The 23,053-nt window shown below is 43.2% G+C and carries 18 protein-coding genes; 6 read left to right on the plus strand and 12 right to left on the minus strand.

The features are described from left to right. Positions 1-164: 164 nt before the first annotated feature. Positions 165-1,496 carry a GntP family permease gene (locus DK188_RS19100; protein ID WP_111672451.1) on the plus strand — a complete coding sequence of 444 codons (1,332 nt, stop codon included), beginning with the start codon at positions 165-167 and terminating at the stop codon, positions 1,494-1,496. 145 nt (positions 1,497-1,641) lie between these two features. On the opposite strand, the gene DK188_RS19105 is transcribed toward DK188_RS19100, so the two are convergent. The 3 genes from DK188_RS19105 to DK188_RS19115 form a co-directional block, all read right to left on the minus strand. Continuing rightward, a complete protein-coding gene (locus tag DK188_RS19105; RefSeq protein WP_111672452.1) occupies positions 1,642-2,436 on the minus strand; it encodes an SDR family NAD(P)-dependent oxidoreductase in 795 nt (264 codons plus the stop codon). A 126-nt stretch (positions 2,437-2,562) separates the two neighbouring features. Next, positions 2,563-3,657, minus strand: coding sequence for a sugar phosphate isomerase/epimerase family protein (locus DK188_RS19110; protein WP_111672453.1), 1,095 nt, complete (start codon positions 3,655-3,657; stop codon positions 2,563-2,565). An 18-nt stretch (positions 3,658-3,675) separates the two neighbouring features. Continuing rightward, complete coding sequence (locus DK188_RS19115; RefSeq protein WP_232825774.1) at positions 3,676-6,279, minus strand: DUF7133 domain-containing protein; 2,604 nt, start codon at positions 6,277-6,279, stop codon at positions 3,676-3,678. A 412-nt stretch (positions 6,280-6,691) separates the two neighbouring features. Here DK188_RS19115 and DK188_RS19120 point away from each other — a divergent pair, with 412 nt between their 5' ends. Continuing rightward, on the plus strand, positions 6,692-7,840 hold the full coding sequence (locus DK188_RS19120; protein WP_111672454.1) for a DEAD/DEAH box helicase: 1,149 nt from the start codon (positions 6,692-6,694) through the stop codon (positions 7,838-7,840). Positions 7,841-8,030: 190 nt separating this feature from the next. Here DK188_RS19120 and DK188_RS19125 read toward each other — a convergent pair whose 3' ends face one another. After that, positions 8,031-9,956 (minus strand): AAA domain-containing protein, encoded by a 1,926-nt coding sequence (locus tag DK188_RS19125; RefSeq protein ID WP_111672455.1) that lies wholly within the window; start codon positions 9,954-9,956, stop codon positions 8,031-8,033. A 63-nt stretch (positions 9,957-10,019) separates the two neighbouring features. Here DK188_RS19125 and DK188_RS19130 point away from each other — a divergent pair, with 63 nt between their 5' ends. Together DK188_RS19130 and DK188_RS19135 are read left to right on the plus strand one after the other, a co-directional pair. Next, positions 10,020-10,625, plus strand: coding sequence for an acyl carrier protein phosphodiesterase (locus DK188_RS19130; RefSeq protein WP_111672456.1), 606 nt, complete (start codon positions 10,020-10,022; stop codon positions 10,623-10,625). After that, positions 10,612-11,070, plus strand: coding sequence for a hypothetical protein (locus DK188_RS19135; protein WP_111672457.1), 459 nt, complete (start codon positions 10,612-10,614; stop codon positions 11,068-11,070). The genes DK188_RS19130 and DK188_RS19135 overlap by 14 nt, the downstream gene beginning before the upstream one ends. A gap of 16 nt (positions 11,071-11,086) precedes the next feature. On the opposite strand, the gene DK188_RS19140 is transcribed toward DK188_RS19135, so the two are convergent. The 5 genes from DK188_RS19140 to DK188_RS19160 form a co-directional block, all read right to left on the minus strand. After that, on the minus strand, positions 11,087-11,626 hold the full coding sequence (locus tag DK188_RS19140) for an inorganic diphosphatase (protein WP_111672458.1): 540 nt from the start codon (positions 11,624-11,626) through the stop codon (positions 11,087-11,089). Positions 11,627-11,696: 70 nt separating this feature from the next. Next, a complete protein-coding gene (locus tag DK188_RS19145; protein WP_111672493.1) occupies positions 11,697-12,794 on the minus strand; it encodes a hybrid sensor histidine kinase/response regulator in 1,098 nt (365 codons plus the stop codon). After that, positions 12,787-14,898, minus strand: a complete 2,112-nt coding sequence (locus tag DK188_RS19150) for a sensor histidine kinase (protein ID WP_111672459.1) — start codon at positions 14,896-14,898, stop codon at positions 12,787-12,789. The genes DK188_RS19145 and DK188_RS19150 overlap by 8 nt, the downstream gene beginning before the upstream one ends. Beyond that, positions 14,891-15,601: a hypothetical protein gene (locus tag DK188_RS19155; RefSeq protein WP_111672460.1), complete on the minus strand. Its 711-nt coding sequence runs from the start codon at positions 15,599-15,601 to the stop codon at positions 14,891-14,893. The genes DK188_RS19150 and DK188_RS19155 overlap by 8 nt, the downstream gene beginning before the upstream one ends. 1 nt (position 15,602) lies before the next feature. Then, positions 15,603-17,879, minus strand: a complete 2,277-nt coding sequence (locus DK188_RS19160) for an Rv1355c family protein (protein WP_111672461.1) — start codon at positions 17,877-17,879, stop codon at positions 15,603-15,605. A gap of 203 nt (positions 17,880-18,082) precedes the next feature. Here DK188_RS19160 and DK188_RS19165 point away from each other — a divergent pair, with 203 nt between their 5' ends. Next, entirely contained in the window at positions 18,083-18,556 is a 474-nt protein-coding gene (locus DK188_RS19165) for a response regulator (protein WP_111672462.1), read from the plus strand. On the opposite strand, the gene DK188_RS19170 is transcribed toward DK188_RS19165, so the two are convergent. Genes DK188_RS19170 through porX form a run of 3 tightly spaced genes read right to left on the minus strand, consistent with a single transcriptional unit; the run spans position 18,557 to position 21,755 of the window. Continuing rightward, a complete protein-coding gene (locus tag DK188_RS19170; RefSeq protein ID WP_111672463.1) occupies positions 18,557-19,768 on the minus strand; it encodes an alanine dehydrogenase in 1,212 nt (403 codons plus the stop codon). Continuing rightward, positions 19,758-20,189, minus strand: coding sequence for a tRNA (adenosine(37)-N6)-threonylcarbamoyltransferase complex ATPase subunit type 1 TsaE (gene tsaE / locus DK188_RS19175; RefSeq protein ID WP_111672464.1), 432 nt, complete (start codon positions 20,187-20,189; stop codon positions 19,758-19,760). Before tsaE ends, DK188_RS19170 begins: the two co-directional genes overlap by 11 nt. Positions 20,190-20,195: 6 nt before the next feature. Then, on the minus strand, positions 20,196-21,755 hold the full coding sequence (gene porX, locus DK188_RS19180) for a T9SS response regulator signal transducer PorX (RefSeq protein WP_111672465.1): 1,560 nt from the start codon (positions 21,753-21,755) through the stop codon (positions 20,196-20,198). A gap of 59 nt (positions 21,756-21,814) precedes the next feature. Here porX and DK188_RS19185 point away from each other — a divergent pair, with 59 nt between their 5' ends. Then, on the plus strand, positions 21,815-23,047 hold the full coding sequence (locus DK188_RS19185; RefSeq protein ID WP_111672466.1) for an HD domain-containing protein: 1,233 nt from the start codon (positions 21,815-21,817) through the stop codon (positions 23,045-23,047). Positions 23,048-23,053 lie beyond the last annotated feature (6 nt).

A 23,053-nucleotide genomic window follows, 5' to 3' on the forward strand; every position in this document is an offset into this window, starting at 1 on the left:
TTTGGTAAAAATTAGGAAAATCTAGCCTCATACCCTTCTAAAAATCTGTAATCCAACCAAAATCCATGATCGGGCTTTGTTATTCCTCATTTTTGCCTAATTTTTAGATTCTTCAATTTGGCCGAAAAGCCAGATCCGAAGATTTCAACCACAACAAACCCAAAATGCTGACACTGTTGATTATCCTGGCCGCCTTGGCCTTGATCCTGATTGCCATCGTCAAGTTTGACATTCACCCTTTTCTGGCACTTTTTGTAGGCGCGATCATTTATGGTCTGATGATGCGAATGCCGACAGACCTCATTGTCAAATCCATTGCCGATGGATTTGGAGGAGTGATGGGAAGCGTTGGGCTTTTGATTCTGTTGGGCGTGATTATGGGGACTTTCTTGGAAAAAACTGGAGGAGCCATTGTCATTGCAGACAGAATTTTGAAGTGGATCGGCGAAAAATCTGTAAACCTTTCGATGATGCTGAGCGGCTGGATCTTATCCATTCCGGTGTTTGGAGACAGCACGATCATCATGATGAACCCGATTGCAAAGTCACTTTCCGCAAAAAGTAAGATTTCCTATGCAGCTACCATTGTTGCTCTGTCCCTTGGAGCAATGGCTAGCCACGCTTTGGTCCCCCCAACTCCTGGACCCATTGCTACTGCGGGAATTTTGGGAGCAGATCTGGGCCAAGTGATCTTTTATGGTGCATTTGTCTCGCTGGTGACGCTCGTCCCTCTCTTGTTTTTTGTCAATAAGTTTGTGGTCAAAATACCCTTGGAACCCAAAATGGTCGCTGATGAAAAGCAACTTGAAAAGAAAGAGCTCCCCACATTCTTCAATTCACTGCTTCCAGTCATTATTCCCTTGATTTTGATCATTGTGGCGTCTATTGCCAACTATCCCACCAGACCTTTGGGTGAAAGTGAATTCACCAAAGCACTCCAGTTTATAGGCTCGCCAGTGATTGCCCTGCTGATCGGAGCGATTTTGTCATTTACACTTCCAAAGAAATTTGACCGCAAGCTCCTCTCCTCTTCGGGATGGATTGGCGAGTCGATTCTTTTGGCCGCTCCTGTTATTTTGATCACTGGAGCAGGCGCAGTTTTTGGGAAAATGCTCCAGAATTCAGGTGTTGGCGACTTGGTCACTTCTAGCATGAGCGATGCAAATTGGGGAATTTTCCTTCCGTTCATCATAGCCTTTGCACTGAAAACAGCACAAGGATCTACTACTGTCGCCATGATTACTACTGCTTCGATCATTGCTCCCATTTTGGGTCCGCTTGGTTTGGATTCCGAAACGATGAAAGTTTTCACAGCGCTTGCTATCGGTGCAGGTTCACTCTGTATTTCCCACGCAAATGACAGCGGGTTTTGGGTAGTCACCCAACTCTCAGGCATGAGTATCAAGCAGGGGAATATGTCCCATAGCTTAGGGACTTTGATTGCTGGGGTGACAGCCATCCTACTGATTTTTGTACTGAGTTTGGTGGTGGGGTAGAAAAGGTCAGATGTCGGGTGACCGATGACCGATGTTAGCACTCACTTCATCATTCGATATTCATCATTCGATGTTCGAAATTTCTTATCCGATAGAAGCCGATTCAGACCTCGTAAATCGTAATTCATATATATCATAAATCTCCCTACCGCGCTGTCCATCCTCCATCCACGGTCAGCATTGATCCCACCATGTATGTCCCTGCATCAGAAGCTAAGAATATAGCTGCACCCTGAATTTCTTTCAATTCGCCCCAGCGACCTAGGGCAGTTGCTCCGACAACAAACTTTTTCCCTTCTTCGGTATCTGCGATCGGAAGGTTCATTTCTGTCAAAAAAGGTCCCGGACAGATCGCATTTACCGTGATATTCCAGGGGGCAAGTTCCAAAGCCAAAGCCCGCGTCATCTGGACTACAGCACCTTTGCTGGAGGCATAGGGCGTTCGATTTGCCAAACCGACAATTCCTAAGGTACTGGCCAGATTGATGATTGCACCTTTGTTTTTTTCCTTCATGTAGGGTGTCACAGCACGGCTTGCCAGCCAAGTTCCTGTCACATTCACGTCCATCACTTTGGTGAAGTCCTCATAACTCAACTCATCAATGGCTCCACGGATATTTATGCCCGCAGAATTGATCAGAATATCAATACTTCCAAAAGCCTCAAAGGCAGTTTTGGCCATCGCTTCCATGGCTGGTTTGTCCACCACATCGGCAGCAAACGTGATGGCTTTCACCCCGAATTTTGCCGAAATCTCTGCAGCGGCGGCATCGCCATCAGTAGCATTTCGGCTAACCAGCATTACATTTGCGCCAGCAGAGGCCAGACCGGCAGCCATTGCCAAACCAAGGCCTTTGGTGCCTCCGGTGATGATGGCAGACTTGCCATTGAGAGAAAAAAGAGCGATTCCAGGAAGTTGAGTGAGGTCGAATTGGGACATTTTTATTGGTTATTAGTTATTAAAAATTGGATTATACGTGAGTAGTAAGGAGTGAATAGCAAGTGGTGCAATGAGCGTAAATTCTACTTTACAACTTACCACTTGCAATTCACTTATTACGATATATTACAGCGAAAGATTGGCTTGAGAATAGGCCATACACTTCACCACATTCTCTTCTTCGAAAGCCAGTTTTTCTTCAGGATTAAGGTTTTTCACTTCAGGAAGAGCATCGGGATAGGTTTTGTCACGAACTAATCTCAGGATTTTGGCGAGGTCTTGAGCAGATGGATTTTCAAATGTTGTCCAATAGCTTTCCTCCAAACATGGGATCTGAAGTGGGTCACGGGTGATCATTTCCAAGCTGAAGGTGACATCGGGATTATACTTTTGACACAAAGTCACCGCCTCTTTCAGATCTACGATTCCTGTTCCGAGTGGCACTTCGGAAAGTAGAAATCCATCCTTGTAGGACTTGATTCCCATATCTTTCACATGGGTGGAAAAAGCATACGGTGCTAAGGTTCGAATCACTTCCATCGGTTCTTCAAGGAGCGAAACATTGTTTCCAAAGTCAAGGGTTACTCCTACCCAACTACTACTCAGATTTTGAATGATTTGAGCGAGTTCAGCAGCTTTCCAGTCTTTGTGATTCTCAATCGCAAGTTTCACTTTGTGTTTTCTCACAATTGGCTCGGCAAGGAGGATCGAATTATGAGAATTTTCCCGGAATGTTTCCCATTCTGCTTTCGATTTGAAATTTTCATAGCGTCTGCCACTCAGGCAGACGGTCCTCAAAACCGTTGCTCCTGCTTCTTTAGCTGTCAAGATTTCCTTTTCAAATCGAGTAACATCCTCAGTATTTTTGGGCATGGCAATGCTTCCTTCCAGATACATCCCGAGCTTCTCTCGTTCATCCCGAACCTTCTTGGCAAAATCAGTTGCCCAACCTCCTACTGTGGTTTGGATTCCTCCCGCACCGATCGAATGGCAGTGACGCATCAGGTCCAGTGCATTTTGGAATGCAGGATAGGTTTGACTTTCTGCTTTGGAACCGTATCGAATGCCATAGGAATGAACTACCACACCCATCGGAACACCTTTTAAGCTTTGCGGCAGCGAAGCAAAAGGAAAAGCCATGGCTGCGGTAGCGAGTCCCGATTTCTTCAAAAACTCCCGCCTCCCGGAAGAAAATTCAGAATTGATTTCAAAAGTTTTCATAGGCTGGAGGGTTTTGGGTTAGGGTTTAGGAGCAGAAGCTAAGGACTGCATGTGTTTATTGAGTTCGGCAGCGGACCAAGGATAGACTCTACCTTGGTTCAAATGTCGGGTAGAACTGACGGTTCGGGCAGTGACTGGAGGTGCTTGATTCCCCCATTCGTTTCGAATGTAAGTAAGAATGGAGGCAATGACCGCATCATCCATTGTCGAATGTGATGGCATCACCGGCAGGATCTCCGGCGCATCGTATTTCTTGCCAGCCACCTCTACCGGGCCCTCTAATCCATGCAGCATGATCAGCGAAAGCCGGACTTCGTCGCCAACCACCCACTCCGAACCAGCCAATGGAGGTCCCATTCGGGCAGCGCCCTTTCCATTATTTCCATGGCAACCCGCGCAGGAAGTCAAGTATTTTGCCCTGCCGGCTGCAAATTGCTTCATGGCTTTCTCATCGAGATTTCCCGCTGAAGCAAGGGTGGCGGATGGTTTATAACCCGGCCATGAAAAAAGCCTTTTGAGCATTTCCAGCCTACTTTGATCCAAAGGCAAGTCCGCACGCTTGAAAATCGAAGGTTCAATTGGCAGAGAAACCATACCAGGTTTTTCGATATCGCTGGCTTGAATTGCCATTCCGGTAAGGATGACGGATTCTTTCCACCCTATTTCTTGTGGATTGGCCAATGCAAGTAATCCGCCTATTTCAGCTGATTCACCCTTGTTAATGATGGCTGTGGTCAGAATCTCGAGAAAAACTTCCCGATCAGAATTTGACTCCTTCCATGAATCACTTGCATGGAGTTTTTGGAGAAAGTCAAATTCTTCATCCTCCAAACTACTCATCATCGCATCCCGAATCAGGGCATAGGTTCCATACTTTTCAAAGAGCTGGCTCAGTAAATTTGCTTTAGATTCAGGTGAAAAAATCCCAGCACTCAAGGCCAACTGAAGTGCAACTTTCTCGGAAGCTTTTCCAATCAATGCCAGAGAAATATTTTCCATTCGGGATAGTAAGGCTGGGTTTTGACTTGCTGGTTTTTCAAGCTGTCGCAAAGCTGTGGTTTTCATTAAGTCGGAGTCTTTTTCCAGAACTTGGAGCAATAGTTCCGGATTTACTTTTCCCATTCCCTCCAAGGTCCAAAGCGCATGAAAACGTCCAAACTCGGATTTTCCATTTTGCGCCAGCTCTTCCAAAAGCGAAATAGAAGCGGGATCATTCCACTCTACCAAGAGGCGCTGAGCCATATCTCGATGCCATCCATCTTCATGAGATAGAACTTCGACCAGATCAGCAGTGCTTGCTTGCGAAAGTTTAGCGTTCTTTTTGGGGTCAAAACCTTTGGGCACCACTCGCCAAATTCTCCCCATGTGGCCGGGAGAATCCAGGCCTCTTTTGAGTGTCTGCTCTTTCAAATAGGGAGTCATGTAGGATCCGTGCTGCACGATGCCCTGATACATGTCTGCGATATATAGCCCCCCATCCGGTCCAACTGTCGCCTGAACGGGACGAAACCGCTCGTCGGTGGAAGCTAAAAACTCCCTGCCTGGATTTGGATCGTTGGCATCAAGCAAAAACCCTTTTTCGGTCACTACATTTCGCTTGACCAGATTTCCTGCGTTTTCCAGTACAAAGACATTTCCCAAATATTCCGTTGGAAAAAGCTGACTTCGATAGACTGTCGGAGCGCAGGCCGAGGTAAACTCAAAAAGCCTTCCTGCAGAGTCCAAAGTTCCCGGGATATAGCCACGATTCACAGCTGGATTGGATCGGATGGGAAACACTTTTCGATCGATCGTCAATCCATGATCGATGCCAGTTGAAGGTTTGTGGTTTTTGTTTCGGGATAAATAATTAGCTGGAACCAAATCTCCATGAAGCTGCGACCAATTGTAATTATACATCAAGCGACCCTGATCGTCTTGTGAAATTCCCCACTGCCCACGAAACTCGGTCGTGTCCCGAATCCATTCGCCATCCTGAAATCGGTATCGAAGCCGGGATTTGGCGCTGTAATACCAATTGTCAACATTTCGCACGAAGCCGTTGTCGGAATGCTCGGGAATTCCATTGGCGGCATAAGTGGAATCGAGCAGAATTTTCGAATCAGCTTTCCAGTCTCCATCCAAGTCCTGTGTGATCCAAAGTTTATTGTTTTCGGCGACCAAAGCTCCATTTTTAAAAAGTCCCAAAGCACGAGGCATAATCAGCGAATCCAAATAAACAGTTCGCTTGTCCATTTGCCCATCGCTGTCCGTATCCTCCAAAATTGCTATTGAGCCCACCGGTTGCTTTTCCTCGGATCCTTCGATATCATTCATGTAGCCACGCATTTCCACCACCCAAAGTCGGCCATCCTCGTCAAATTGAATGATCACCGGAGATTCTACTAGTGGTTCGGAGGCAACCAACTGAACCTCAAATCCGGGTTCGATTTGAAATGTTCTCAATTCCTCCTCAGCTGTCCTTGCCGGACTATCGGGTGATTCGGGAAGAGGACCGGGTTCTTTGCAGGCAAAGCAAAGCAACAAACCAACCGCACAGGTCAACAGGGTACTTCGAAACATATTCTTTCTGGTATTTTGGGTTTGGCCAGTGCCAAGGCAAACTTGCACTATGACCTTCATTTCCAATTTGGTTTATATTCCGCTGATTTACAAGATCAAACTAGCCAACGGAACCAATCAAATTTGAAACGGCAGTTTTTATCTCTGCCCCAAGGGAGATAACAGAATAAGTCAAGTTTTTGCTTCTAAAGTAGAAAAACAAATTCGGTGAGATCAGTTTGAACCATTCAGGGAGTTAAGAAAATCAAGAAACTCAGCACAAGACCTTGGTCATAGTTTTCAAGCTCTAAATTTCTCAACCTTTATACCCTTGATTTCTTAATGGCAAAATCAAAGGATTGAAAAATAAAAAGTTGTTGAGGCTGTCGATGATTATTCCAATTTTGGAAAGTTTAGCGTCGATTTATCTAGTCCAGACAGGAAAAAGAAAGCCATTCGCTGACTTCTCCTAACTTTGCAAAAAATAAAACCGATGAATTTTTCCGACTTAGGACTATCCAAGGATCTGCTTTCGGCTATCCAGCGCGCGAATTATGAGACACCTTACCCGATTCAGGTTGAAGCAATTCCGGCTGTTTTGGATCAAAAAGATTTGCTTGGCTTGGCTCCAACTGGATCAGGGAAAACGGCAGCCTACATACTTCCTATCCTTCAGCGCTTGCTTACAAAGAAAGCTCCTGAAGATCGATTCATTCCGGTCTTGGTACTTGTACCCACCAGAGAATTGGCAGTCCAAGTAGCTGAAGTCACGGAAAACTTCAGTCGATTTTTACCAAGAAAGATCAAATCGATGGCAGTTTTTGGTGGGGTTTCGATCAATCCTCAGATGATGAAATTGCATGGCGTGGAGGTATTGATTGCCACACCCGGACGATTAATCGATCTGATTGGCAGAAATGCCCTGGGGATTTCAAGGATTCACACTTTGGTTTTGGATGAGGCTGATAAGGTGTTGAACATGGGGTTCCGTGAAGAGGTGGATCATATCTTGGAGTTGCTCCCGGGACGCCGACAAAACATCCTTTTCTCGGCAACGATGGATTCTGAAGTAGAAGTTTTGATCCAAAAGCTGCTCAAAGACCCTGTACGGATTCAAGTAGAAGGAGACAATTTCACGCCCGACTTGATTGATCAACGTGCCTATCGAGTAAGTCCGGAAAACAAAGGCCCATTTCTAAGACAATTGATCAACTCAGGCGATTGGAATCAGATTTTGATTTTTTCCTCATCAATCAGAACTGCAGACAATGTTGCGACCAAACTGAGTAAAAACGGGATAGAAGCAGTGGCTTTTCACGGAGATAAAAGTCAAGGTGCGCGGACAGAAGCATTGGCGAGATTCAAATCCGGCAAGACTCGGGTTTTGGTAGCAACGGATTTGGCTGCACGGGGAATTGACATTCAGTTTTTACCCTTGGTGATCAATTATGAATTGCCTCGCTCACCGAAAGACTATATCCACCGAATCGGTCGAACTGGACGCGCAGGTGCGACCGGTGAAGCGATTTCATTGATCACGCCTGAGGAACTGCATCATTTCAAAGTCATTCAAAAAAAGATGGGGAAATGGGTTACACTGCTCAATTCTGAGGATTTTGGGAAGACTGAAGAGGAATCTTAATACCAATCCCTAAAAACTAACTGCTAAAATCCCCCTGCCCCCTTTGACAAAGCGTGATATTCCAAACTAAAATCTAGGAATAAAGGGGGAGTTGCGTCCAATTGAACTTAAAACGACAGAACCACTTTCTAAACACCTGCTCCCATTCCTCCATACTCCCAAACTTCCTAGCATCCTTGCTTCCTTACTTTTACAAAAACTCATACACGCTCCGATACGCTCCTTTTTCTTCAAAATAGCCTAAAAGTGAATCGAAAAAGGAATGATGTGCCAGTGTACTGCTGTCACCAATCAGGATTAATTTTCGCTTGGCTCGCGTCAAAGCCACATTCATCCTCCGCTCATCAGCCAAAAAACCTATCTCACCCTTTTCATTGGATCGAGTCAAAGAAATTAGCATCAGATCCCGCTCCTGCCCCTGAAAACCATCTACGGTATCGATTGTAATCCAGTCTGCAAAAGCCTTTAAATTCGGATATTCAAAAGTCTCAAAGATCAAATGGCGAATCATCCGCACCTGCGCAGAATATGGCGCAATCAGGCCAATGGTCCAGTTTTCCTGCCGGAACTTAGCAAAACCGATTCGCTTCATCGTATCGTTGAGGTGAGTGCAAGCAAAGCGCGCCTCGTCAGGATTGAAGGTACTTAGACTCTCGGCCTCCTGTTGATCATTATAGCCTGATCCTGCCGTATCAATCCATTCCATAACTGACTCTTCATCTCCAAGAGAATGCGTAAGTGTGTTTTCAGCAGCTTGAAGTTTTCCGTTGTAAAACCATTCATTGGAGAAGCCCATAATATCTGCAGGCATGCGGTATTGGACTTCCAGCATTTGGGCAGTCTGCGGCTGTCGATGGATGATTTTCTCAAAAAGTGTAGTAGACAGTCCGGCCTTCGAAGCTTCAAAAGATTTGATCGTAGGAGGTAATTGACAATGATCTCCGGCAAAGACTACTTTTTTGGCTTTCAAAATTGGAATCCAGGTTGCCGCCTCCAATCCTTGCGCAGCTTCATCAATGAAAACCACGTCGAAGATCATTCCCCGAAGATTGGAGGAAGAAGCACCCACGAGGGTACAGGCGAAAACCTGTGTACGCTGAAAAACATCCGAACGGATGTAATCCTCCAATTGGCAAGCTGCCTCCCGGATTCGGGACACTTCCTGGTACATCAATTTGCGCTGAGCACGCTCTTCGGGACCAAAGTTTCGCTTGTATTGTTTGGCGATTTTGAGGTAGGCTTCGGTCTCTTTTCGAAGTTTTTTTAGATCACGAAAACTGTCATGAAAAGCAATTTTTGCATCCAGTGTCTGGTTTAGAATCTTTTCCTCCACGCGTGCCGGATGTCCCAGGCGAAGGGTAGAAACCCCCGCATCCACCAATTTTTCTACCAACAAATCCACCGCTGCATTACTTGGTGCAGTGACCAAAACACTCTGCCCTATTTCAACGGCTTGTCGAATTGCAGCAATCAATGTGGTGGTTTTCCCTGTTCCAGGAGGACCATGAACGATGGCAAAGTCCTGAGCAGCTGCTATTTTTTGGCAAGCTTGATTTTGGGAAAAATTCAAGCCGGGAAGGTCAATAAGGGGTAATTCCTTGAATCTTGGATTTGCGTCACCCAGCGCAATGTCCCGCAATTCAGCGAGTCGGATATTCTCACCTTTAATCACTTTTTTCAGCGCAGACTCCATTTCCCGATAGCTTGCCTCATCGAAGAGCAAATCCACTCCAAGACGGGAATCCTGCATCCAATCCGGAATCTCATCAGCTTGGAGCGTGACGACCATGGAATCTTTCTTCACCTGATTGACCACACCGTTGACCCGGTTTTCCATCCCCTGATAGCCTTCATGCGTAGAGAAAAAAGTAACTGATTTCCCTGAAGAAAAAGAAGAGGGATAGTTGGAATCCATTCGCTCCACCTCTACCAAGAGTCGTTCACCCATTCCGATTTTGTGTTTTCTGAGCAAAATCGGATGCCAGGTGATACCTTCTTTTTTCTTGTCCGCGATGGAGGTATTCAGGAATTTCTTTTTGTAATTGGCCAGATCTTCGGACCATTCGAGTTTGAGAAGTTTGAGTCCCTGCTTGAGTTCTTCGAGGATATTCGGCATCTATTGGTATTTTAGCTTACAAACTAAGCAAAAGTCAGCCGGTTTACCGTCTCCAGAGATTTTATGAACTTTCTTGCCCATGCATACCTGTCATTTGGCCACGAATCGGTGCTTGTAGGCAATTTTGCCGCAGACTTTATCAAAGGCAAGGAAATACGGAACTATGATTCAGATCTTTTGATCGGAATCCTGCTTCATAGAGAGATAGACACCTACACTGACTCCCACCCTTTGGTCAAGGCGGGACAAGCCTATCTCAGGCCTAGATTTCGCCATTATTCGACGGTGATTACGGATATTTTCTTTGATTATTTTTTGGGAAAATATTGGGAAAAGTATTCAAACATCCCCTTGGAAGTCTTTGTCGAGCAAACCTATGCCACACTTGACCGGCACCTCAGTCTGCTTCCTGATTCATTTCGGGAGATGTTTGTCTGGATGAAAAGCCAAAATTGGCTGCTTCACTACCGGGAGATCTCCGGAATCCAAAAAGCACTCACTGGACTCAGCCGTCGGACGACTTTTGACTCCAAGATGAATGAGGCTCCGGAGATACTTCTGGAAAAAGAAGCAGAATTTGAAGTGATTTTCTTCGCTTTCTTCAGGGATTTGGAGACTTTTGCCAAGCAAAAACTCCTCGAACTTCAACGCATTCATGGTCGTCATTAAACCTAAATTATCCACTTACATTTCACTTGGCTTGATTTTGACCGTGCTATTGGCTGGCTTGATCCTGCTAATGCGGGATTTCGCGTACAAAGGCAGCTTTGCACTTTGGTTCTATCTGGTGGCATGTTCGCTGATAACTCTGGTGATGCTTATGCTTTTGGTAAAAATGATGGCAGGTTGGCGTTTTATCACAGCTGGAAAAGAGCACATCATCATTAAGCTCCCACTGAAAGGCCTGACAAAAGCCTATCCCGTGAGCGAAATTCTGCTCTGGGAGGAGGAAGTAATCTTAGCCAACAAAAAGGAGTTTAAACAGGTGACGATCGCGTTTACGGATAAAAACTCCATCTCAGTCTCCAATCACGAGCACGAGTCCTATACGGACTTGGTGAATTACCTAAAGAAAAAAGCCGCGAAACAACTGATAAAAACGAAAAAAGCCTGATTGCTCAGGCTTTAACTTATTTTCTGGTTCGGAAATTTTTATCGTAAAGTTCGATGCTTTCCCGGATGATCCGCATGGCGTCTTCCTTGCCGAGGAAGTCCTCCACTTTCACCTCTTTGTTTTCCAGTTTTTTGTAATCCTCAAAGAATCTGTGAACCTCTTTCATCAGGTGAGGAGGAAGCTCATCGATGTCATTGATGTAGTTCACAGATTGGTCACCAGCAGCGACCGCGATAATTTTATCATCTGCCTCTCCGCCATCTACCATTCGCATCACTCCGATGACCTTAGCAGGCACCAGAGTCATCGAGGGGATATCGATCTGAGAAATAATCAAAATATCGAGTGGATCGTGATCTTCACAGAAAGTCTGTGGAATAAAGCCATAATTGGCCGGATAATGCACCGCTGAAAACAAAACACGATCCAGCATCAGCATGCCGGTTTTTTTGTCGAGTTCATATTTTCCTTTGGAGCCTTTTGGGATTTCAATTACACCCATTACAAATTCGGGGGCTTCTTTCCCGATATTGACGTCATGCCAGGGATTAATCATAGCTGTTGTTTTTGATAAAAAATGGCCAAATGCCGGTGCAAAGATACACTCCAAAAATGGAATTCGGCTGCTATAAATTCCCTTTCTTCATCGAAGGCAGTGTGACCATCACTGTAGTTCCTTCGTCTACTTCAGATTCCAAGTGGATTTTACCTCCCATTTGCTCTACTGCCTCTTTCACCATATATAAGCCAAGTCCGGTGCCGACGTTCTTTTGCGTGGCTCTAGCGAAAAGGTTAAAGACTTCCTCTTTATACCGATTCTCTATCCCAATTCCATTGTCTTCCAATGTGATTACAGCAGTATCTTCGACAACTTCGGCTGTGAGGCTGATCCATTTTTGTCCCCCTTGATCTTTCTGAAATTGGACAGCATTGCTGAATAGATTGTTAAGGATCACCCGTATTTTAGCTTCATCGGAAAAGAAAGCATATTCCTGCTTCACCTGCACATCCACATGAAAATGGGAAAGATCAAATTTTTCGCGATAGGCCTCCATTTGTTGGTTGACGATATCCTGAAAATTTATTTCGGTGATTTTGTGGTCCATTTTTGTGGACCTGTAGAAGTCCAGCATCTTGTAAATAAAATCGTCCAGCTTACCAGTAGCCGTATCGATCATTTCAAAATACTCCAGTGAATTGGGGTCTTCGATTTCCAATTTGGCAAGTTTGGAAATCCCGGAGATACTCATCAATGGACCTCTGAGCTCATGGGATAAGCTATAGACGAATTGGTTCATCTCAGAGTGCAACTTCTGAAGTTTGACCGTTTTTTCTTTTAACTCCCGCCGCATGAAATAGATATCTGCCGCATTTTTGATGGAGTTTTTGATTTGCTCAATATTCCAGGGTTTGTCAATAAATCGATAGACTTCACCCTTGTTGATCGCATCGATGACACTTGCAATATCCGAGTAGCCTGTCAAAAGTATCCGGATAGGATCCGGGTTGACTTTGACCATCTGTTCAAAAAACTCCGTACCCGTAAGGCCTGGCATTCGCTGATCGGCAATGACCACATGTACTTCCTCTTCTTTGGCTATTCGTAGACCTTCTTCAGCATCTATTGCTGTAAAAATCTTGAAGTCCTTTCGCAAGGTGGCTCTGAATGACTTGAGGTTATTGTCCTCATCGTCAATATAGAGCACATGAATTTTATCACTCATACTTTTGGACATTTTGGTAAATAGGAAGGGAAATTATAAAAGTCGTACCCTGACCTTCCTCGGTCACTACCTCCAGGGATCCTTTGTGATTTTCAATAATAGAATAAACTATGGAAAGACCCAAACCAGTCCCCTTGCCAACTGCCTTGGTTGTGAAAAAGGGCTCAAAAATTCGCTGTTTTACTTTTTCTGGCATTCCTGGACCATTATCTTCTATTTCGACTACTACATTTTCAGCAGAAGCTTTAGTCCTGATCGTGATTTTGGGATCAGCTATTTTATCCAAATTATCTCCCAATGCATGCACTGCATTATTGATAATATTCATAAATACCTGGTTGATTTTGCCTGCAAAACACTCTACCATCGGAAGTTCTCCAAACTCTCGGATCACTCTAATCTTGCCGGGTATGGTGCTGTTAAGCAAAATAATGGTACTGTTGATCCCATCATGCAGGTCGACTTTCTTGATATCTTGCTCATCCACTCTGGAAAATATCCGAAGACCTTTTACGATTTCTACAGTCCGCTTGGCTCCATCATCCATGCCTTTGAGCAGTTGTTCTACTTCTTCGAGTACATAGTCCAGTTCTAGATCCTCCTCCAGTTGTTTTGCTTCTTTTTTGGTGCTTTCTGAGAATTCCTTTTCACCTGAAGCTCTATAAAAATCAATGATCTCAATGATATCCTTGATATCACGTTTGAGCGGAGTGATGTTAGAGCTCACGAAATTGATCGGGTTATTAATCTCATGTGCGATACCTGCGGTCAGTTGACCCAAGGATGCCATTTTTTCCTGATTGACGAGTTGACTTTGGGTATTCTGAAGGTTTCGGAGCGCATTTTCCAATTCATCCGTTCTGATTTTGACCTTCTTTTCAAGCATCGCATTTTGCTCTTTGATTAAAAGTTCATTTTCATTTAAAATCTTCAGTTTTTCAGACTGCTCTTCTTCTTTTTCCTTTTTGAGAATGTTTATTTTGTCAGCTAGCGCAAAGGATAGTAATATCACTTCCAGCGCAGATCCGAGAGGCATAATGTAGGCCGTTAGATTGTTGGTTGGAATGATTCCCATTTCACTAAATACATACAGGAATATACCAATCATAAATATAGTCCAAGCAAGTAAGTAATACCGAGCTGGCCTGTAACCTAATCGAAGAGTAACAGATGCGACAAATAACACATACAAAACCACAATTGATTGAGTTACCAATATCACCTGATAACTTATCATAGCTGAAAAATAGAAAGCGTTGGCTAGGATAAATAGGTAAACCAGATAAATGACATTAAAACCAAAATCCAATTTGGGAACATATTTTTTCGTCAATAAAAATATTCTTAAGAACCAAATTCCCACTATGCTTACAAGTGAAGAAAAAATCACACTGGAGCGACTATTCATCCAATCCCATTCAGGCCATATTAATACCTGTGTAAATCCCAAGATAGAAGCTTGTGCAAACCAAACTAAAACTGTATGAATTACATATACCAGATAGATTTTGTCACGAACAGAGAAATAGAGAAATAAATTATAGAAAAAAAGTCCGACGAATACTCCCGTCAGTAACCCGAAAAGGATATTTTCGAAATCAATAATCTCTTTAAATTCGTTGTCCTCAGCCACATATGCTGTAAATATTTTCTTATCTGTATTTTGTATTTTCAATAGTAGAAAGTCAGAAGTCAGATCTTCTGCTGAAAGTTGAAACACTATTTTATGAGATTGAAAATATCGTTCTTTGATCCCAGTAAGTCTACCACTGACTTGTTGTTTTCCGATAGCACCATTTTTTACTGGATATAAATAAACATAATCTAGAGAAGCAGAATTTAACACTAAAAGTGGATTTGAAAATAACGTGAAATCTTTTGTATTCAATTTAATCCAGGCCACTTTACCGTTTATTCCAAAATTAAACTTATTGCAGTTGTTATCCGAAAATCCCTCAATTTGATCCAAAACCTCCGTCACATCCTTGCTTTGATCTTCCAGTAGATACGAAAAGCATTCCAACTTGATAGAATTTTCTTGGGCAAACGACTGGCCGGGAGCTAAAAATACCCAAGCAAACAATAGCGTAATTATTTTATACATCTTTTCTCCAATCAGGATTTGAAATTAATAAATCATATTCTACTAAAAATTCCCCCTTTGGCCCTACTTCAGTTTTTGTACACTGTAAATTATCTCTCATCCCTTGGATTACCTCCCGCTCATACGCATCTGCTTTGGGCAAATTATAGGGGTCTTTCATCACGATCGAAGTTGCCACCAGATCCAATTTTGGATAAAAAAATGTTCCCGAGTTTCCAATTCCCAGTTCGATTTCAAATCCCTTTTGTAAAGAAGGCCTCAAAGTATATTCTGCTACCAGTGCTAGAAGTGAACCAAGCTGCAATTGACTAACTATGGCTATGCCAGCGCGAATGAGCAAAACTGCACCCACTCCATATCCTGAAATTGACTTTGAATTCCAAAGACCTGACACCTCACCCGTGCCTCGAGTAGAATATTCTTTTACAAGATCAAAAATCTTGTGATCCACTTGAGATACTGCTTGCTCCATAGGCAGTGGATAGTCTGGATGCGCTATATGGATTCTCAAGCCGCTTACAACCTCACCTGTATCCTGAAGTTCGACCGTTACAACATACACAAAGGGATTGAAAGCCCAATCATTATTTGAAGAGGTTACCTTCGTAACGCCATATTGCCTCAGTACATCAGCATGTCCCTTGATAAATCTTTCACATCTTTCTCTATCATCAATTGCTCTGAACGCCTTAAATTTAAACATTTTAAACCCGAATTAAGGTATCTTTAACATCCCGGCGAAATGCCCGCACACTTGGATCACCAGCGACATTTAACCTAAACATAAATATATCGAGGGAATCTCCGCCATTTTTAAAGACCCTTTCAAACTTCTCCTTCATTATTTTTATGTCAGATTCTTCCTGTTTGGTAAACCCATGATTCGGTTCTCGGATTACTTTCTGAAAAATAAACAGCATGGCTGTTACAGGCTGAAAACTTAAACCCAACATATTTGCTTTAATCCAGATTCGCTGCAGGACTTTTCCTGCTTCCAGATAACTCTGTGGAGAAAAATTTTTACCCTGAAGAAGTAGCATGGCAGAGGACTTGGTGATGGTGTCTTTCGAGATTTTGGTCAAACCATAACCCATTAAAAATTTTCTGAAAAATTTAACCGTTCTGGGATCTTTGAGCAAACCCATTGCGGCTTTTTCAGTCCCTGACAATTCCAATGTTGCTATGTCTATTCCATCGCGTGTCTCCAGTGCATCCTTTTCCGTCCAGCGAACTTCTTTGATAAAATCCATCAACCCTTCTTCATGAAAAAACCGCATTCTGTCCATTCCCCCTACGATTTCAGCGAGGTCATCTAGATCTTTGGCATCCTCTGTGATTTTGATCTCGTAACCCTCACTTTTCGCATAGTTTACTAATTCAGTTAAATGAGATTTATCAAGTAACTGCCGATTTGTATTCTTCCTATTTGTACACCGTAATTGCACACCGTCAACCAGCTCATAATGGGGAACAGGTATCGGATTTTTATATTTTGCAACAAACCGAATGGAGCAAATTAACTCATCCCCGAATTCCTTGATTTGATAAATAAACTCTACCTCTATCCCCTCTTTTGCCGCTCCCAACCTTAGATTTTCGAGTGCCGCCCCGAAGGCTATCAGTGAACCTGTACCCTTAAAATCAAGCATGGAATGACTGCGATCCTGATCATGAAAGAGATGCAGGATACCCTTTCTGTCAAATATCCAAATCCAAGGCTGCACATTCCCTCCCGAAGGAGCCATATTGGCAAAAGCAAGAATTCCTTCCAATTCAGCAGAAGAAAGTATGTATCCCGACTGTAGGATATCGGATGGCAACTTTGAAATAAGATTGGCAGCCATACTTGAAACATCCTCATAATTAGGGAGAAAAATAGGATCATCAAGCTGGTCGACTTTGATAATATCATCAAAGTCAACATAATACCTACCGGACGGCACATTTTCACCTAAGAGTAACCGTCGACCAATATGGGCAACAGATGCTCCACCTAAGAATACACCTGAAGCCAACTGTGGCCACGAAGTGATGGTTGAACCTATTTCAAGAAGGGAAGCTTTCATTCGAAGAGAGAGGGTTTCCAAGCCAGTGATTTTTAAGACAATGGCAACCCGCTCTTTATTTGAAAGATTTGAGAGATCGGATTTGGTGACCCCCTCCAGCAGTCCATGAAAAATCTCTCTTTCTGGCTCGATGTCAAATCGCTCCACGTCTAGCATTCCTCGATCGGAAGTCTCCATGACTACGGGGATCCGATAGGCTCTTGCTTTTTCTCGAAGTAATAATTTGATGTCGAGACTATCACATTCATCGATCAAAAGATCGAGAGCACCTCCTCCATTGAGAAATTCATCGACATTTCCCGGATGAATCCCTTCCCTAAAAAGTGTGACTTTGAGGTAGGGATCAATTTCTGCAATCTCCCGTGCGGCAATCACCACTTTCTCCAGCCCCAAACTGGTAATTCCTGCTTTTAGCCGGTTCAAATTGCTGAGCTCCAAGGTGTCAAAGTCAGCAAGGAGAATTTCACCAAAACTGCGCTCCAATGACATTGCCAAAGCAACGCTTTGACCGACCGAGAGCCCTACTATGCCCACTCTCTTTTTGCCTAGTTCAGTCTGTTCTGAGGGAGTGATTTTATAGTTGTTTCTGAGCGTTCGAATTCGAATGAATTCTGTCTCCCCCAATACATGAACTAGCGTCTGTTTCCAAGGATAAAAAATCCAATTCCCATAGTGCTCTCGTACTTTATCCTGAAAAAATGCATTTACCCGATTTTTCAGCTCCTCTTTGGACAATTGAATCTCGGGATTGTCGGCTTTGATTAAATCTGCAATTTGACTATCGATCTCATCAATAGTATGGACATGGACAGATGATCTGAGTGTCTTGATTTCCTCCCAATCGCTGGCTGAAGATGGTGTAAAAACTATTGGAGCGACCTGATCTTTAGGATCAAATCCTGATGTGGAAATCATAATTAAACTTTAGGGTGATAAAGCTGAGTAAAGTTAGTTTTTTCGGCCTAAAGTCAAATTATTCGCAAATAATTTTTAGTGCAAAATGCTTTTTTTGCCTCCTTGTGCCTTGGGAAAAAACTTTGGTAAGATTTTGCATTTGTTTTTTAATATTAAATCAGATTATTTGGTGAGTCAAATCAAACATTTTTCCGATCTCCTGAATGGAAAATCAGCCTGAAGAAAAAATTAAGATCCTTTACGTAGACGATGAAGAAAATAACCTTCAGGCCTTCAAGGCAACCTTTAGAAGGGATTACAAGATTTTTCTTGCAATTTCTGCCAAAGAAGGAGAGGAAATTCTTGCCAAAGAAGAAATAGACCTCATCATTACAGATCAGCGAATGCCGGAAAAAACTGGCGTCGAATTTTTGGAAAGCATCATTCCGAGATATCCTAAACCCATCCGCCTTTTATTGACAGGATACACTGATATTCAAGCAGTAATCGATGCCATCAACAAAGGGCAGGTGTACCATTATCTTACCAAGCCCTGGGAGGAAGATTACCTCAGAACGGTGATCAAAAATGCATTTGAAGTCTATGCACTGCGTCGCGAAAACGAAAGACTGACAGAGGCTCTGCTCAAAGCCAATGAGCAACTGGAATTTTTGTTGCGTCAGAACTTACTTTCCTAATCAATACCTCGCCGCTAGCAGGAGCTGGAGTTCCTTGTGATTCAATCCAAACTTTCGCGCCAAAAACGCATTGGTCAAACTTCCTCTATAGGTGTATACCCCTCTCAAAAACCACTTGTAGTTAAAAATCATTTCCTCTGCGCCACCCAAATCCGCCATTTGTAAAATAATTGGTGTAAAAATATTGCTCAGGGAATACGAGGCAGTACGGGCCACACGCGAGGCAATATTTGGGACACAATAGTGAATAATGTCATGGACCTGATAGACTGGCTCGTCATGTGTGGTCATCCTGGCTGTCTCAATACACCCTCCTTGATCAATCCCCACATCGATGATTATACTGCCGTGAATCATGTTGGCAACCATCTCCTCAGTTACTACAATTTTATTTCTACCTTTTTCTGCCCTAAGAGCACCGATGACTACATCTGCCTCTGCCAAAGCTTGTCCTAAACTGAAATTATCAATCGTAGAGGTGTAGATCTGCTGACCAAGTAGCTGCTTGATCCTGCGCAATTTGTAGATATGGTTGTCAAAAACCTTAATATTTGCCCCTAAGCCTATGGCTGTACGGGCAGCATATTCTGCTACAGTACCTGCGCCGATGATCACTACCTGAGTCGGCGGAACTCCAGTCACCCCGCCAAGGATCAAACCTTTTCCTTCATTTACGCTGGAGAGGTATTCAGCAGCGATAAGCATGACCGTACTTCCAGCAATCTCCGACATGGCTCTCACCACTGGCATCCCTCCCACCTTGTCCTCCAGATACTCAAATGCTACAGCCGTGATTTTTTTCTCGTTTAATGCTTTGATAAACTCTGCATCCTGCTTTTCAAGTTGAAGTGCAGAGATCAGACAACTACCGGGAGACATCTCGGCAATTTCCTCCAAACTCAACGGATCTACCTTCAATACCACATCGGCAGAGAGAACCTCTTTTCTGGAATAGCTGATCTTGGCGCCAGCGTCTGAATAATCCTGATCTTTAAATTTGGCACTCAGTCCTGCACCAGATTCTACAATGACTTGAATGTCATTGTTACTCAACAGGCCCACAGCTTCTGGCGTGAGTACAACCCGCTTTTCCTGAGAAGATATTTCCTTTGGGATTCCCACATGAAGGGGTTTGGATCCTTTTTTCACTTGCAAAGGTGATTCTTTGGTAATTAAACCTACAGATGTGAGTTCGCTAAGTTCAGTTGGCATCTTGGGTGTGTTGAAGGGTGATGATTCTGTTTTGGTCAGAATCAATGACTATCCTGATCAGGAGAAACTCCTCCGGTAGAAATTGCGCGATTTTTTCTGCCCATTCTATCCAACAATATTCTCCACTATAAAAATACTCTTCTATTCCGATATCCAATGCTTCCGTAGGGTCATCCAATCTGTAAAAATCAAAATGGTAAATTCGAAACCCTCCTGGCATATCGTATTCATTGACTATCCCAAAAGTAGGACTGCTCACTTGATCTACCACCCGCATTTCCTTGGAAAGGGCTTTGATCAGTGTGGTCTTACCCGCGCCCATTTGTCCCTGAAACACCCAGATTTTAGATTTTCCAGCATAGGCAATAAGCTGTCGGGCAGCATCTTGTATCTGATCAAGTGAGTAATGGAAAGTATGCAAGATGAATCAACGTTTGGCGGTCAGGTGCACGATCGGCACAATCATTTCCTCCAAAGATATACCTCCATGCTGAAATGTGTCCTTATAATAGTTCACATAATAATTATAGTTGTTGGGATAGGCGAAGAAATAGTCCTCTACAGCGAATACATAAGAGGAGGACACATTCAGTCTAGGAAGTTTTGCATCCTCCGGTTTTTTGATTTCAAATACCTTCCCATGTTCAAAATTCAGGTTTTTGCCCTGCTTGTACCTGAGATTGGTCGTGACATTTTTATCCCCGATGATTCGGTAGGGCTTATTTACTTTTTTTGTCCCATGATCGGTCGTCACGATCACGTCGGCACCTGCATTTTGGATTTTTTTGAAAAGGTCAAAAAGGGAAGAATGCTCAAACCAACTGCGAGTCAATGACCTGTAGGCAGATTCATCCGGCGCCAATTCTCTGATCATCTTCATATCGGTACGTGCATGTGAAACCATGTCCACAAAATTATAGACTAGGATATTCAGGTCATTTTGAAGAAAAGTATGGAACTGGTCCAAAACGGCTTTTCCCTGTTGAGTCTGAATGATTTTATTGTAGGAAAATTTGATCGGAAGTCGGTTTTTTTCAAGGTTGATTTTGATCCAGTCCTCTTCAAAATTATTCTTTCCTTCATCTGAATCCTCATCTTCCCAGAAAGCAGGATAAAATCTGGCCATATCCGACGGCATCATCCCACTGAAAAGGGCATTTCTAGCAAAGGCTGTCGTCGTAGGCAAAATACTGTAATAGGTACTTTTCTCTTCGACATTGAAATACGGAGTCAGCAAATATTCCAATTCCTCCCATTGGTCCAAACGCAGGTTATCTATCACGATCAGGAAAACTGGCTTTTTCTCCTTCAAAACAGGAAAAACCTTCTCCTTCAGCACTTGATGTGATAGGAGGGGTTTGTCCGAATTCTTCTCCAGCATCCAATCCAGGTAGTTTTCTTTGATAAACCGAGCAAAGGAAGCATTCGCTTCCGATTTTTGGTTTTCCAGGACTTCAAGCATGTTTTTGTTCTCAGTAGAATCAATCTGAAGCTCCCAAAAAGTCAACTTTCGGTACAGTTCTGCCCAGTCTTGGTGGTTTTCGGCATCTCCCAGAGCCATACTGATCTGCATGAATTCCTGCTGATAGCTTTGGGTGGTTTTGGAATCAATGAGTTGTTTATTCTGTAGAATTTTCTTCACCGAAAGCCAAATCTGACTTGGATTGAGCGGCTTGATCAGGTAATCTGCGATTTTACCTCCGATAGCATCATCCATGATGTGCTCTTCCTCGCTTTTGGTAATCATCACGACTGGAATCTGGGGTTTGATCTGCTTGATTTGCTGCAGTGTCTCCAGTCCAGTCATTCCCGGCATCATCTCATCCAGAAATATCACATCGAAATTTCGCTCCTCTACTTGGTCAATGGCATCAACCCCTGAATTGACGGTAGTGATCTCATACCCTTTTTGTTCCAAAAAAAGTATGTGGGGCTTGAGTAGATCGATTTCATCGTCAGCCCAGAGAATTGAGGATTTTTGAGACATTTGGATTTCCCTTTCTTTTAAAATTATAATTACTTTTGAGTCAATCAAATCAGCCCTGATTGAAAAGCCAGAAAATACTCAATGATCCTGTATATGGATTCATTACTATTCCGAGTGAATTGATTTTCACGATCATTGATCATCCTTACTTCCAGAGGTTACGCCGGATCAAGCAGTTGGGTTTGACAGATTTTGTCTATCCAGGAGCCCATCACACCCGCTTTCACCATGCCATCGGAGCCATGCACCTGATGAGCATCACCTTGGACAATCTACGAATTAAAGGAACAGAAATATCCGATCAGGAATATGAGGCCGCGCTGATAGCGATATTACTTCATGACATTGGCCATGGGCCTTTTTCCCATGCTTTGGAATATAGCCTGCTCAAAGGAATCCCCCATGAGTCACTTTCTCTCCTCACCATTGAACTCCTAAATCAACAATTAGGTGGCCAATTGGACCTTGCTTTACGAATTTTTAAGAATCAATACGAACGAAAATTTCTAAATCAGCTGGTGTCCAGCCAATTGGACATTGACCGATTGGATTACCTTCAGCGTGACTGCTTTTTTACGGGAGTTTCGGAGGGGACAATCGGTGCAGACCGAATCATCAAAATGATGGCGGTAAAGGATGGACAGCTGGTCATTGAAGAAAAAGGAATCTATTCCATCGAAAATTTCTTAAGTGCGCGTCGACTGATGTATTGGCAAGTCTACTTACACAAGACAACTGTCAGTGCCGAGAAAATGCTCATCAATCTAATTCAGCGAGCAAAGTATTTAGCTCAAAACGGCACTGATTTCACGATCACGGAGGAGTTTGAATTTTTCTTGAAAAACGACTTCGAACTCATAGACTTCAGAAATGACCAGAAGATTCTCGAGAGGTTTCTGAGTCTGGATGATTTTGACATATGGGGGGCAATCAAACTCTGGAAGCGACACGAAGACTATGTGCTTCGGAATATTTCTCAGATGTTTTTGATTCGCAATCTATTCAAGATAAATCTGGTCAATGAACCATTTTCGCAGGTAGAACTTGAAGAAATGAAGGAAAAAACGTTAAAAAAACTTCAAATTCCAGAAAAAGACCTCGACTATTTTTTCTGTTCGGGAAAAGTGAGCAACTATGGCTATCTGACTACAGATCGGATCAATATTTTAACAAAAAAAGGCGAGGTAATGGATGTGGCCACTGCTGCAGACCTACCAAACATCAAAGTTATGAGTCAGATCGTGGAGAAACATTACGTTTGTAAAGCTAAAAACCTAATTTTAACCCAATAAACCCTC

Origin of the sequence: Algoriphagus litoralis (assembly GCF_003259255.1) — a bacterium.
Classification (GTDB): domain Bacteria; phylum Bacteroidota; class Bacteroidia; order Cytophagales; family Cyclobacteriaceae; genus Algoriphagus; species Algoriphagus litoralis.